Here is a 13,365-nt window from a genome sequence, read left to right on the forward strand (position 1 = left end):
GTCAGGGACAGCCGCCCGCGCTCATACATACCCAGCGGACCCTCAGGCCCGGTCGGCAGCCCGGACGCTCCAGCGCAGAGCCCGTGCGATCTCGGACACCCGCGTGTAGACGCCGGGACTGCCCGCGCGACCGCAGCCGGTGCCCCAGGACACCAGCCCGATCAGCTTCCCCTGAGCGACCAGCGGCCCTCCGCTGTCCCCCTGGCAGGCGTCCCGCCCTCCCAGCGGTTCCCCGGCACAGACCATGCTGTCGGCCAGGTACCTGCCTTCACCGCCGCCCGGATACGCCTTCCCGCACAGAGCGTCGGGCAGCACATGCACCCGGGCCGCCCGCAGCCCACGCGCATAGGCACCCGCGCCCGTGATGTCCCCCCACCCGTAGACCAGGGCCGCCGCCCCCGGCACATAGGCAGGATCGCCGGCACCCGCCATCGCGATCACCGAGTGGGACGGCAGCGGCGATGCGAGGGTGAGCACGGCGAAGTCACCCGCGTTGGTGGCACTGTCGTAGGCCGGGTTCACCCAAGTACGCCGGACGGGGATCTCCTGGCCACTGTTCGACAGCAGGTCGGTACGGCCCGCGATCACACTGAAGTCCCGCAGTTGGTCCGGGGTGGTCCCGAGAACCTCCTCGCCCATGCAGTGGGCCGCGGTGAGCACGGTGGACCGGCTGACCGCCACACCGACGCAGAACTGACCGGCCCGGGTACCTCCGAACCGGTCACGACTGGACAGCGCCACGGTCCAGGGACTGTCTGACACATCGACCGGGAACCCGCCGACGACGACACTGTCGGCGGTCGCAGGGGTGGTGGACATCAGCGGTATGGCGGCGGCGGCCGCCGCCAGAACCAGCGGCCGGGCCAGCGCCCGGGCAAAGGTACGACGCATGACGCTCCTCACTCTCGGGTGGTCATGGGAAACCCAGAGTGAGTCAGACGGCCGCACCCCGCACCTGCGGCGACAGCGCGAAGGCCCGGTCCCCACGCGGGAGACCGGGCCTTGTGTGTCGTACGACTGCGACCTAGTCGAGGTAGTCGCGCAGCACCTGCGACCGCGAGGGGTGGCGGAGCTTCGACATGGTCTTGGACTCGATCTGGCGGATGCGCTCGCGCGTGACGCCGTACACCTTGCCGATCTCGTCGAGGGTCTTCGGCTGACCGTCGGTGAGACCGAAGCGCATGGAGACGACGCCTGCCTCGCGCTCGGACAGGGTGTCGAGAACCGAGTGCAGCTGCTCCTGGAGGAGCGTGAAGCTGACCGCGTCGGCCGGGACGACGGCTTCGGAGTCCTCGATGAGGTCACCGAACTCGCTGTCGCCGTCCTCGCCCAGCGGAGTGTGCAGGGAGATGGGCTCGCGGCCGTACTTCTGGACCTCGATGACCTTCTCCGGGGTCATGTCGAGTTCCTTGGCCAGCTCCTCCGGGGTGGGCTCGCGGCCCAGGTCCTGGAGCATCTGGCGCTGCACGCGCGCGAGCTTGTTGATGACCTCGACCATGTGCACCGGGATACGGATGGTGCGGGCCTGGTCGGCCATGGCGCGGGTGATCGCCTGACGGATCCACCAGGTGGCGTACGTGGAGAACTTGTAGCCCTTGGTGTAGTCGAACTTCTCGACCGCGCGGATCAGACCGAGGTTGCCCTCCTGGATCAGGTCCAGGAAGAGCATGCCGCGGCCGGTGTAGCGCTTGGCGAGGGAGACCACCAGACGGAGGTTGGCCTCCAGGAGGTGGTTCTTGGCGCGGCGGCCGTCCTCGGCGATGATCTCCAGCTCACGCTTGAGCTTGGGCGCCAGCTTGTCGGCGTTGGACAGCTTGTCCTCGGCGAACAGACCGGCCTCGATGCGCTTGGCGAGCTCGACCTCCTGCTCGGCGTTGAGCAGCGGGACCTTGCCGATCTGCTTGAGGTAGTCCTTGACCGGGTCGGCGGTGGCACCGGCGGCCGCGACCTGCTGCGCGGGCGCGTCGTCCTCGTCCTCGTCGGAGAGCACGAAGCCGGCGCTCTCGGCACCCTCAGGCTCGTCACCGGGCTTGGCGTCCTCGAGGACCTCTTCCTCGACCAGCTCGGCGTCGTCCTTCTTGGCGGTGGTCTTCTTCGCCGCCGTCTTCTTGGCGACGGTCTTCTTCGCGACGGCCTTCTTGGCGGTCGTCGCCTTCTTGGCAGCGGCCTTCTTGGCGGTGGCCTCGTCCTCGACGGCGGATTCGGCGACGGGCGCTGCCGGGGTGGCGGTGGCGGTGGCCTTCTTGGTGGTCACCGTCTTGGCCGCGACCGTCTTGGTGGCGGTGCGCTTGGCCGGACTCTTCGCTGCGACGCTCTTTCGGGTGCGCTTGGGCTCCGCGGCACTGACCATCAGCGTCACACCCTCTTCCTCGAGGATCTGGTTGAGGCTGCGCAGTACGTTCTTCCACTGAGTGGCCGGAATCTGGTCGGCTTCGAAGGCCCGACGCACATCGTCGCCGGCGATCTGCCCCTCAGCCTTTCCCCGCTCGATAAGAGCCATGACAGAGACGGACTCGGCGATCTCCGGCGGGAGCGTACGGGATGTGCTGGCCGACACGAACAACCTCTCGGAACGTTGGAAAACGGCTTCCGGCCCCGTCCACGGCGGACAGGAGCCGACCACCGACCTGGGGATGGGCCGACGGTGCGGGCGGGGGCCGGGAGGATGCACAGCGCCTTGAGCGGCGTCCGTATTCCCTTCTCGGCTGTCACCTCTTAGGTCATCGCGCTGTTTCCCCGAGCGTTACGCCCAATCTGCGTGGCCCGAGTCACATCCCGTAATCGATCAAAAACGGACAGACAAGGACAGAAGAGGTCACCCACAGCTGTGGACCATGCACTGTACTGCGATTCCAGGGCCTCGTCGCACCGTCGGACCCGCAGGATCCGTGGGGGATCCTGCGGGTCCGACGGGAGGATGCACGGACCGAGCGGCGCCCCAGGAGGGGGGAGGCGCCGTCCTCAGCCGCGCATCGGGTGCGCGGTCAGTGCTCGCGGGGTGCGGGCACCACGCGCTCGACCTCGGGATGAACGGTGAGCAGTTGGCGCATGGCCGCCTCGGCGGCCATGCCGTCACCGGCGGCGAGGGCGTCGACGATCCTGCTGTGCTGCGTCAGCGACGCCTCGTTCGGCCGGTCACAGCCCGTGACAGGGCCGCCGGAGACCTGAAGGGCGGCCGAGACGATCCCGGACAGGTGCTCCAGCATGCGGTTGCCCGCCACCTGGATGAGCAGCGAGTGGAACTCGGTGTCGGCGCGGGAGAAGGTGAGGACGTCGCCCTGGCCCATCGCGTGGCTCATGATCTCGACCATGTCGGCGAGCCGCTGCTGGACGTCGTCACGCCCGTGCCCGGCCGCGAGGCGGGCGGCGAGCGGCTCGATCGTCCAGCGCAGCTCGCTCAGCTCCCGGCGCTGATCGTCGCGCTGCGGCCCGAAGGCACGCCACTCGATGATGTCCGGGTCGAGGAGGTTCCAGTCGCTGACGGGACGCACGCGCGTGCCGACGTTCGGGCGGGCGCTGACCAGGCCCTTGGCCTCCAGGACGCGGAGCGACTCACGGACGACGGTGCGGGAGACCTCGAAACGCTGGCCGATCTCCTCGGGCACGAGCGGACGGTCGGCGCCCAGGTCGCCGGAGACGATCATCTGGCCGAGCTGCTGGACGAGTTGGCCGTGCAGCCCGCGCCCACGGCTGCCGGCGGCGCGCCGGCCCACGCGGCCCAGTTCCGGGTCCCCGCCGTCCCAGACGGGGGCTCCGACGCGGTCGGCGACGGGGGCCTCGGCGTAGGGGTAGCGGTCGAGTTCGCCCGGGCCGGCGAGGCCGGAGTCTGCGGAGCGGGCGGCGGTCATCATGGTGTGCGCAAGGGTACTCACGCATCCTTTGTCGGCGCCGTCCCCAACTCCCTTGAGGTCTTTGGTGAAAAGCACACGAAAGGGTGATCGCTCACCCCGTCGCAATTGACGCCTTATCGGAAAGAAATGGGCTTTCCCCGGGGAGTTGTGGGCATGACGGAGCCGGGAAGGGCACGGACGGTCGCTATCGAACCCTGCCGCGCGTGGTGGTGAGCAGATAAGCGGCGAGCAGCGTGGCCAGCGACAACGTCAGTGCGCCTCCGACGGGTTGGGCGATCACACGCGCCACGGCGGCCACATACCGCTCCCCGCCGAACGGCCACTGCGACAGGAGCACCTCGTGCAGCCGCAGCGGAAATCCCGCCGCCGTCCGCACCGACGGCCCTTCCATCACCTTCTGCACGAGCGGCACGAGGAGAACGGGTACGGCGACCACCGCGGCGAGCCCCGCAGTGGTCGACCGGAAGAGCCCCGCGGCCAGTACGCCGGCCCAGGCGCAGCCCACCATGAGCCCCATCCAACTCGCGCTCAGCGAAAGCCAGTCGGCGGGAACCTCCGCGAGCTCTGGTCCGTAGACGAGATAGAGCACTTCGATGTCGCAGCCGATGGTGAGGACGGCCAGCACCAGCGCGGTGGCGGAGGCGACGAGGAGTTTCGCGGCCAGCAGCCCCAGCCGGCGGGGGACGGTGCCGCGATCCGCTGCCAGGGCGGGGTGGCGGAACTCCTCGCCGAACGCGATCGCCCCGAGCAGCCCGGCCCCGAGCGCCGCCGGCGGCAGCGGAAGCTCCCGCGGCCACGCGACGAGCAACCGCGGATGCGGCGTGTGCCCGACCCGAGCGAGCAGTACGGCGGTGAGGGCGGACACCACGAGTACGGCGCCGGCGGTGAGGAATCCGGTGCCGACTCCGGCGGCGCGACGGAGTTCGTAGCGGAGGGGGCGGAGGGGGCCGGGGGCGGGGCGGACCGAGATGGGGGGTGGCAGGTCGGGAAGGTGGTCGGGAGAGGAGGCAGGGAGGCGCGAACCTGCCGATTGCGAGGTCGCTTGCGAGGAAGGCCCGCGACCCTCGGTGGGCGCGTCGGCCTGTCGCGGCTCACTGGTGGGCGTGTGGAGCGCGGCCAGCCTTCCGTCCGGCGTCGGTGACGTCTCGCGCGGCGCCGGGAGGTCATCGGCTGTGGCCGATTCTTGGCGCCGCGTCGACACCCGCACCGGTGGCGTGGCCGCCCGCTCGCGATCACGCGCCGCGATCGCTTCACGGGCCGGCGTCAGCGACGCCTCGTCGGCCTGCCGCTCCGTCGAGAGGTCCGCCGCGAATGCCGGCCCCATGTCCCCGATCTCGTCGGCGAGTTGGTGGACGAGAATGCCATGGCGGTAGGCGATCTCACCGATCACGGCACATGTACTGCCGTACACGGAGAGGCGGGTGCCGCTCTCGCGCACGACCTCGACGGAGCGCTGCGTGGTGCGCGCCTCCTTGGTGAGCAGAGCGGCCAGGCGGGACGCGTGCGGGGTGCGGACGGCGACGCGGGGGCGCAGCCGGGTGCGGGCGAAGTCGGCGGCCTCCTGGTCGGCGAGGAGTCTGCCCCCCTCCAGGGTGACGACCCGGTCGGCGACGCGTGCGGCCTCCTTGGGGTCGGCCGTGGTCAGCAGGACCGTGCCGCCCTGGGCGGCGTGCGCGCCCAGCATGCGGTGCAGCCAACGGCTCTCGCGGGTCGAGAGCCCGTCCGCGGGTTCGTCGAGTACGAGGGTGTGCGGGTCGGCGAGCAGCGCGCAGGCCAGACCGAGGCGGCGGTCCATGCCGCGCGAGAGGGCGCCGAGGCGTTCCTCGCGCAGGCTGACGAGGCCGACGACCTCCAGGACTTCGTCGGCGCGCCGTGCCGGGACGCCCGCGGCGGCGCACAGCATGCGCAGATGGCCGCGGACGGTGCGGGCCGGGTGCCCCGGGACATCGCCCAGGAGTACACCCACCTCGCGCGACGGATGGGCGATGCGGTGCAGGGGGCGACCTCTGAAGTAGGTGATCCCACGGCCGCGTTGGAGCTCGAGCATGAGTCTGAGCGCCGTCGTCTTGCCCGCTCCCGCCGCCCCGAGCAGCGCGGTGACACGGCCCGCGCACGCCTCGAAGGACACGTCGTCGACGGCAGGGGGAAGCTGCTTGCGAGGGTCGCTGGTCAGTCCGATGGCCTGGATCACCCTCAGCAAGATAGCGCGTTATGTCCGTTTTTCCGGGCAGCGCAAGGCCCGTAGCCCGGGCGGCAGTCGACCCGACCGGATCCTTGTTCGCCTTTGCTCGCCCGTAATCGCCCTCCGTCCCTGCCATTCCAGGCGCGGGCGTCAGACCTCGGGGCGCAGCATCGGGGGGTTGAGCAGCGTGGCTCCGCCGGCCCGGAAGAGCTGGGCGGGGCGGCCGCCCTGACGGGTGGTGGTGCCGCCGGTGGGGACGAGGAAGCCCGGCGTGCCCGTCACCTTGCGGTGGAAGTTGCGGGGGTCGAGCGCCACGCCCCACACCGCCTCGTAGACCCGGCGCAGCTCGCCGACCGTGAACTCGGTGGGGCAGAAGGCCGTCGCCAGCGACGAGTACTCGATCTTGGAGCGAGCGCGCTCCACCCCGTCGGCCAGGATCTGCGCGTGGTCGAAAGCGAGCGGCGCGACGGGTTCGCCATCGCGGCCATGACCGCCCTGCTGCAGCAGTTCGTCGACCGGCGCCCAGCGGGCGTTGCTGGCGTCGCCGCCCGCGCGAGGCGCGGGCAGGTCGGGGGCCAGCGCGAGGTGGGCGACGCTGACCACGCGCATCCGAGGGTCCCGCTTGGGGTCGCCGTAGGTCGCGAGCTGCTCCAGGTGAGCACCGTTGTCGTGCGCGGGAACGGACGGGTCGTGGGCGCGCAGCCCGGTCTCCTCCGCCAACTCGCGTGCCGCCGCCTGCGCCAGGTCCTCGTCGGCCCGTACGAACCCGCCGGGCAGTGCCCAGCGCCCCTGGAACGGCGGTTCGCCCCTGCGCACCGCCAGCGCGCACAGGGCATGGCGGCGCACGGTCAGCACGACCAGGTCCACGGTGACGGCAAAGGGCGGAAAGGCTGACGGGTCGTAGGGCATGCGGCGATCATAGTCGTCTGCCTGACGATAAACACTCCCTTCGCCGACCCCGTCGACGGTTGATCCAATTCGGCCGGGAATGCACCTCACCGGGTTCCCGCTTGTCGTGCCGCGTGGCGTCGTCCGAGGTCACGTGGGTCGTGCCGCGTGGCGTCGTCCGAGGTCACGTGGGTCGTTCCGGATCGCGTCGGCCAAGGTCACGCTCGCAGTTGGAGTCCGTCGGCCGCCTCCTCGACCATGGCGAGGCCCAGCCTGCTGACGCGGATGGAGAAAGGGGCACCGGCGACCCGCAAGCCCGTCAGGACGATCTCGCCCAGAGGGGCGCTGCGCATCGGCCGCAGAGTGACCGTCCCTCCGGGAGCGTCCGGGCGGATGCCTGCGAGCGTGGTCAGCAGGAGCACCCCGGCCGCCGCCGACGTGGCAGCGGGGCGGCAGGCCGCGGGGTGCGGGAGAGGAGCGCTGCCGTCGGTGCGCTGCTCCCCCGCGTACATTTCGGGGAGCCGGTGGCCGAACGCCTCTGCCGCCGCCAGGACGCCCCGTAGCAGCGCGCTCGCCTCCTTCTCGTAGTCGGCCGCGGCCAAGCCTGCTACGGCAAGCGCGGTCGCGTGGACCCGTACGGCGCCGCTGCGGTGACCGAACGGGTTGTGTCCCGCCTCCTTCGCGCCCAGCCCTCGAAGGCCCCAGCCCGAGTCCATGGCCGGAGCACCGAGCAGTCGGGCGAGTTGTTCGGTCCGCACCTTGTCGAGCAGGCCGGGCGCCAGTTCTCCCCCGCCCAGCAGGCCGGTGTCGAGGAGATGGACGGCTGCGGCGCCCAGCTGCGGCACAAGGCGTCCGTCCGGGGTCCGGGCGGCGGCGGGTCGCCCACCGCCCACGTCGTCGATCCAGAGATCCGCACGGAACGCCGCCCGCAACGCGCCGGCCCAATCCCGCAGCCCGGCGCCGCCCGGTCTGCCGCAGGCGTCGAGGAGATCGGCGCCGAGCAGTGCCGCACGATGCGCGTGGGCCTGGGTCTCGCAGCGGACGGGGCTGCCGGGATGCGGGTCGCGCAGATATGTGCCGTCGCCCACAGTGGTACGCAGCCAGGTCAGACACCGCTCGGCCACCGGGAGGAGTTCCGCCGCCTCGGCCTCGGGCATGCCCCAGCGTCGGGCTTCCGCGAGCAGTACGGGGAAGAGCAGCGTGGCCTCCGTGCCGGTGCAGCCCGGGGGCAGGTGCGTGCCCGCGTCCCGGAGCGGCCCGGGGATCATGCCGGACTGCTGTCCCTGGCCCCGGAGTTGGGTGCGGGCGAGCGTGCGCAGCGTGCCCACGGCCAGCCGAGTGCCCAAGGGCAGGGTCATCCGGGCCGCGGCCAGGGCGTCGGCCGGGGCCGGACCGCAGCGCCAGGGCACTCCGGCGGCAAGGTGGGTGTCGGAGGGAAGGGCGGGGTCGCGCAGCAGAAGGGCCTGGAGGTCCTCGACGCTGGTCCGCATCAGGGCCTGCACTCTGGGGTCGTCGCCGGACGCGCGCGCGGAGGCCAGCGGGCTGGTCGCCGTGCGGCCCACGGCCCGTAGGGGCCCCGCTCCGTCCGGCCGCACCCGCAGCTCGATGCTCGCGCTGCCGCCCGGGGGCAGCGCGAACTCCCAGCGCAACAGCCCCGCAGAGGCCAGCGCGTCAGTGGGCGGCGGGTCGGCCGTCACCGTCGAGTTGCCTCGAGGGGACGACCAGCGCAGCCCGGAGTCGTGGACGCTGGCGGGCAGTTCCGGTCCCGGGTTGCCCCACGCGATCCCACCGAGGTCGGCCAGGTCCGTGCCGAGGGCGACCTCGACCGGCACCCGCAGGGGGCGAACGGCCGCGCTGTTCAGTGTGATCCGCTCGGTGCCGTCCGCGTGACGGGTCCGCTCGACGACGACGTCCGGGTCGGGGCCCGCCTGCGGGGAGACGCGCAGTGTGCCGACGAAGCGGGCGCAGTCGGCCGTGGTCATCCGGGCCTGCACCGCCAGTGGTTCGCGTCCGGCCACGCGAAGTTGGCAGCGTGAGAGCACACGCCGACCCGCGCGGTAGAACCCCTCGAGTCCCCGGCCGGTCAACTGCCCCTGGTTCGTGGAGATGGCGAGGCCCGGCAGGGCGACGCAGATCATGGCGTCGTGGGTGGGAGGGAGGTCGGTGGGCCGGAGCGCGGAGGAGGGTGGTGTTGGTGAGGGGGCCGATGGCCGAGTCGGGGAGAGGGTGTCTTGAGGTGGGCGGAAGGGTGGGCGGGAGCGCCGCGCGGAGTCGGCAGGCGGCGGCGCTGTCGAGCCCTGGTGGACGGGCGACGCGGGCGCGGGGCTCGGGCTCGGGCTCCGGTTTGTGGGCCTCCCCCGTCGTGTCGGTCCTGTCGGCTGCACGGGGAGCTCGGTCCGTCCGGCCCATGGGTATGGGCGACCGTCCTGGTCTGCCGTTGGCAGCCGGACAGGGGGTGGGGTCCGGTCCACCGATCGGGGGGTTGGTCGACCCTGATCCACAGGACCCGGAGGGTCCGGAGGGGACGAGCCACCCGGAGAGGGCCGGCCGCGGCTGCTCGGTGGGGAACTGCGAGCGGCATCCCGCACGGGCATGGGCGCGCCCCGCCCCTGGCCGCCCTCGCCCGGCGGCGGCCCTTCGTCCAGCCCGAAGGACGGTAACGGTCCATCGGCCGTCGTGCGATCGTCGGCGGTTCGGGACGTCGGGGTGGGTTGTGGCATGGGGCGGTTTCCTCTGTGCTCAGTGCGCCTCGGGTGGGTGCGGCGCCGGCTGGGGGATCCGGAGTGACATCCGAAGTGACAAGGGCGGTGCGGCAGCACGGTCGGTCCAGCCGTTCCGCCACTCAGGTGAACGGGGAGGTGCTCCTCCGGGTCACGCCCGGGAGGGGGTAACCCCGCCTAAGAGGAGCCGCGTTCAGCGTGTTCACCAGGTAGGTTGAGGCGGGGCGGGCGCCGACGCGCTGACCCGTCGGGCAGGCTCGGTTGTGCGCGTCCGCTGTGCGGGTCGGATGTGCGGGTCGGCTCGGACCGGGAGTTGCTCGTGGCGACCCGGCTCACGGACATCGCGGTCTGAGGGGCCTCGGCGGCTCACGTATCCCCCTCGGCGCCCGCGTTCTTGGAACGCACCCCGTCCGGACGGGCTGCCCCACTCCGACCCACGCCTCCCTTCTTCGCGGTGCGCGGAGCCGTGCTCTTCGAGGTCCGCGCACCCGTACCTTTCGGCGTGCGCGACCCTGTGCTGCCCGGGTGGGGGAGGCCAAGTGGCACACTCGCCGACGCACGAGGACGCGACACACGGGTAACCCGTCCTCGCCCGGCGGCCGTTGCAGGACGAGGGAGACTTCCGGCCGAACCCGTGGGGCGCCGAACCCGGCGACGGGCGCCCGCGGCAGGCGTCCGCCCAGTGCTCACCGCCTCACCCTCCACCGGCTCTTCGACGCCTTCCGGCTGGTCGAGCGGGCCGGGGTCCCGCTGGTCGAGCCGCTCGGCGTCCCGTTGGCCGAGTCGCCCGGCGTCCCGCTGGTCGCGGCCGACGCGTTCCGCGCGCAGGCAGCGGCGGATCGACTCGGGGTCCAGACCCTCGTTGCAGGCCTGATGCAGGAGGCGGGCGAAGAGGTAGTCGGAGTCGGCGCCGAGTGCCATGGCAAGGGCTTCTCGGGACTCCAATTCGTCGCCGGTGGACCAAGCGACCCAGCCGGCGAGCGTGAGGGGCGCCGCAGCGTGCTCGCTGTACGGTCCGACACAGCGGCGGGCCAGCGCTCGCCAGAGCCGGAGGGCGGGACCGGCCTCGTCGCCCTCCATCCATTCGGCCGCGCGGTCACGGGTCGCGCGGTCCTGCAGGCCCAGAATGAGCCTCGCGGCTTCGTCATGACCGAGCAGTTCGTCGTCGCGGAGATCCGCGGTGAGTGTCCCGGACGCGGGCGTTACCTCGGCGAACCGGCTCATGAGCCGCTCGGCCAGCCGCAGCGTCTCCTCTGCCACGCCCACGCGGGTCGCGTCGTCGAGGATCCTGGGGACCAGTGCCATGCCCGCGGTGTCCAGGGCGATCTCCTGCTCCAGGGCGGCTGCGGTCTCCCAGGGCAGCAGCCTGGCCCGCAACTCGCGCAGCGTGCCGCGCACCTGAACTCCGGCGTAGGTGGCCGCGGCGGCCAGCACGGACGTACCGGGCAGGCCCATCGGTCGGCCCTCGGGCGGGCAGCACTCCTCCCTGTCACAGCAGTAGGACCAGAAGCGCCCGTCCGAGATGCACAGGGCCTCGATCACCGGTACGTCCAGACTGCCGCAGGCGACACGCATCTTCTGGGCCAGTGGCTGCAGCCGTTCCCTGACCTGTCGGCCCGTCTCCCCCGTGGCCGGTTCCTGGCAGAGGAAGGCGACCATCTGCTCGGGCCGGGCTCCTCTGCGCTCGCTGCCCCTCACCAGCCCGTCGGCCAACTGCCCGGCCGCCGCGTCCCAGTCGTCCGCGCTCGCGGGAATGCCGAGCCGTGCACGTCCGCCGAACCGGCCACGGCCGTCCTTGTCGTGCAGGGCGACGAGCACGATGCTGTCCTCGGGGCGGTACCCCAGGAGATACGGCAGCGCGTCGGCCAGCTCGTCCGGGGTGCGCAGGGTGACCTGGTGCTCGGCGGGTTGCCTGTCGTACGCGGCGCGGTCGGGTCGGTCCGCCTGGTGCTGTTCGGTGCCCGTGGTGTCGTCGTTTTCGGGCGAGCCAGTTGTTTCGTGATGCGTCATGCGCAGACGATCTCGCGGATCGCCAACCTCCACTTCGCCCTGTGGATAAGTCCGACCAGGGACACGACAAGGCGCCCTTTCGGGTGGGGCCCGGGGCAGGTGCCCTGCAGGCCACTTAGGCATGCCGACGCGCAGCAGCGTGGCAGGCAGGGGCGCCTCGCCAACCTCCCGGGCTCGCAGCGCCCCGGTCTCCATGGCGTGCCTGTGCTCCAGGAAGCCCTCGGCGGGCGGGGCGACAACTGGCTGGCTCCTGTCGATGTGGTCCGGAAGGGCCCCGAACTCCTACGGCCCCATCATGGTGCCGAAGCCCCTGCCCTCCTCCTCCGCGCACAGGGCCGAAGTGGAAACGATCACGGCGGAGCCCACCAGTCCGGCCAGCGAGGGCAGTTGGCGCCTGGGCCGGGCGGTGTAGGCGACCACGTCGACCAGGGCGTCGCAGCCGGACCCGACGGCGACCCGCAGCTGTGCGTCGTCGCCGCGGTCGGCCCGCACGGTCCGTACGCCACGCTGTGGATCCCACGCCTCGTCTTAGTCACCACGGCTGACGGCCCGTAGGCGCCAGCCGTCCTCCACGAGGGCGCGCACCACGGCGGGCCCCTATCTGGCCCGTGGCCCCCGAGTACGACCGCGGTCCTTTCCACGTACTGGTCCTGTCCATGTACCGGTCTCCATGTGCGGGTCCTGTCCATGCACCGCTCCTTCCGTCGTGTTCCGTGCGGCCGGCATCGCAGCTTTCGATCGAGCCCGCCTGGAACCCGGGTGGACGGTCAGCCCCCGTCGGCGGACACCCCCGCGAAGAGGTCGTCCTCGGGCAGCGGGGAGGGGACGTGGGAGGCGACGAGGTGGTAGTCCTCCGTGGGCCAGGCCGCGGCCTCCAGCTCTAGCGGGCAGGACAGTTCGGGGCCGTCCGGGTCGACCTGCGTCTCGTGGGCGAGGAGCGCCGCACGGCGGACGGGGAAGTACTCGGCGCACTCGACCCGGGTGGTCGCCTCCCAGGTAGGCCAGGCGTCGGGCCAGTTGTCCAGTACGGCGCGGGCCGGCGAGTCGAGTCCGGCCCCGCTCATGGCCGTATCGATCGCTTCGAAGTACTCCTTGTTGAACGCGCAGGTGTAGTACAGCTTCCGCGGCTGCCACGCCTCGCCCGTGCCGGGGTAGCGGGCGGCATCGCCGGCGGCCTCGAAGGCCTCCACCGCCACCTGGTTGGTCTTGATGTGGTCTGGGTGGGGATAGCCGCCGTTCTCGTCGTAGGTGACGACGACGTGCGGCCGGAAGGCGCGCATGGCCTCCACCAGGGGGCGGGCGGCGGTCTGCAGGGGTTGGCGGGCGAAACACCCTTCGGGAAGCTCCTCGCCGTCCTTGGGCAGCCCGGAGTCGGTGAACCCGAGGAACCGCTGGTCGACGCCGAGGATCTCGCGGGCCCGGGCCATCTCGCGACGGCGGCGCTCGGGGAGTTCGGCCCACACCTCGGGCCGGTCCAGGCGGGGGTTGAGCACGTCGCCGCGTTCACCGCCGGTCATGGTGCACACCAGGACCCCGGCGCCCTCGCGGGTGTACTTGACGAGCGTGGCGGCGCCCTTGCTGGACTCGTCGTCCGGGTGCGCGTGCACCGCCATCAACCGCAGTCCCGTGCGGCTCGGTCGAACGCTGGTGGTCATTGCTTCTCCTGTCATGCGAAGTGCCGTGCGGGGGCGTCGGGTTCCGGGGGGGGGCGGGA

9 protein-coding genes are annotated in these 13,365 nt (G+C 72.0%); all 9 read right to left on the minus strand.

The window, feature by feature from the left end; genetic code table 11:
• Window positions 1-42 precede the first annotated feature (42 nt).
• On the minus strand, window positions 43-891 hold the full coding sequence (locus tag ACIA8X_RS34075) for a serine protease (RefSeq protein WP_393456565.1): 849 nt from the start codon (window positions 889-891) through the stop codon (window positions 43-45).
• 133 nt (window positions 892-1,024) lie between these two features.
• A complete protein-coding gene (locus tag ACIA8X_RS34080) occupies window positions 1,025-2,557 on the minus strand; it encodes an RNA polymerase sigma factor (protein ID WP_393456562.1) in 1,533 nt (510 codons plus the stop codon).
• 427 nt (window positions 2,558-2,984) lie between these two features.
• Window positions 2,985-3,872, minus strand: coding sequence for a FadR/GntR family transcriptional regulator (locus tag ACIA8X_RS34085; protein WP_393456559.1), 888 nt, complete (start codon window positions 3,870-3,872; stop codon window positions 2,985-2,987).
• Window positions 3,873-4,035: 163 nt separating this feature from the next.
• The gene (locus ACIA8X_RS34090; RefSeq protein WP_399459915.1) at window positions 4,036-6,042 is read right to left on the minus strand and encodes an ATP-binding cassette domain-containing protein; all 2,007 of its coding nucleotides are present in this window, start codon (window positions 6,040-6,042) and stop codon (window positions 4,036-4,038) included.
• 141 nt (window positions 6,043-6,183) lie between these two features.
• Entirely contained in the window at window positions 6,184-6,942 is a 759-nt protein-coding gene (locus ACIA8X_RS34095) for an NUDIX domain-containing protein (protein WP_393456553.1), read from the minus strand.
• A gap of 197 nt (window positions 6,943-7,139) precedes the next feature.
• The gene (locus tag ACIA8X_RS34100) at window positions 7,140-9,059 is read right to left on the minus strand and encodes a glycogen debranching N-terminal domain-containing protein (RefSeq protein ID WP_399459916.1); all 1,920 of its coding nucleotides are present in this window, start codon (window positions 9,057-9,059) and stop codon (window positions 7,140-7,142) included.
• Window positions 9,060-10,007: 948 nt separating this feature from the next.
• Window positions 10,008-11,651: a DUF4192 domain-containing protein gene (locus ACIA8X_RS34105; RefSeq protein WP_399459917.1), complete on the minus strand. Its 1,644-nt coding sequence runs from the start codon at window positions 11,649-11,651 to the stop codon at window positions 10,008-10,010.
• Between the two features lie 282 nt (window positions 11,652-11,933).
• Complete coding sequence (locus tag ACIA8X_RS34110) at window positions 11,934-12,143, minus strand: hypothetical protein (RefSeq protein WP_393456544.1); 210 nt, start codon at window positions 12,141-12,143, stop codon at window positions 11,934-11,936.
• 275 nt (window positions 12,144-12,418) lie between these two features.
• Window positions 12,419-13,306, minus strand: a complete 888-nt coding sequence (mca, locus tag ACIA8X_RS34115; RefSeq protein ID WP_399459918.1) for a mycothiol conjugate amidase Mca — start codon at window positions 13,304-13,306, stop codon at window positions 12,419-12,421.
• Window positions 13,307-13,365 lie beyond the last annotated feature (59 nt).

The sequence above is a fragment of the Streptomyces sp. NPDC051738 genome, assembly GCF_044453205.1.
Lineage (GTDB): Bacteria > Actinomycetota > Actinomycetes > Streptomycetales > Streptomycetaceae > Streptomyces.

What these genes read in the sequence shown, in the direction of transcription:
- mca (WP_399459918.1), bottom strand. Translation starts at nt 13,306, where the DNA reads ATGACCACCAGCGTTCGACCGAGCCGCACGGGACTGCGGTTGATGGCG.
- ACIA8X_RS34075 (WP_393456565.1), bottom strand. Translation starts at nt 891, where the DNA reads ATGCGTCGTACCTTTGCCCGGGCGCTGGCCCGGCCGCTGGTTCTGGCG.
- ACIA8X_RS34095 (WP_393456553.1), bottom strand. Translation starts at nt 6,942, where the DNA reads ATGCCCTACGACCCGTCAGCCTTTCCGCCCTTTGCCGTCACCGTGGAC.
- ACIA8X_RS34100 (WP_399459916.1), bottom strand. Translation starts at nt 9,059, where the DNA reads ATGATCTGCGTCGCCCTGCCGGGCCTCGCCATCTCCACGAACCAGGGG.
- ACIA8X_RS34105 (WP_399459917.1), bottom strand. Translation starts at nt 11,651, where the DNA reads ATGACGCATCACGAAACAACTGGCTCGCCCGAAAACGACGACACCACG.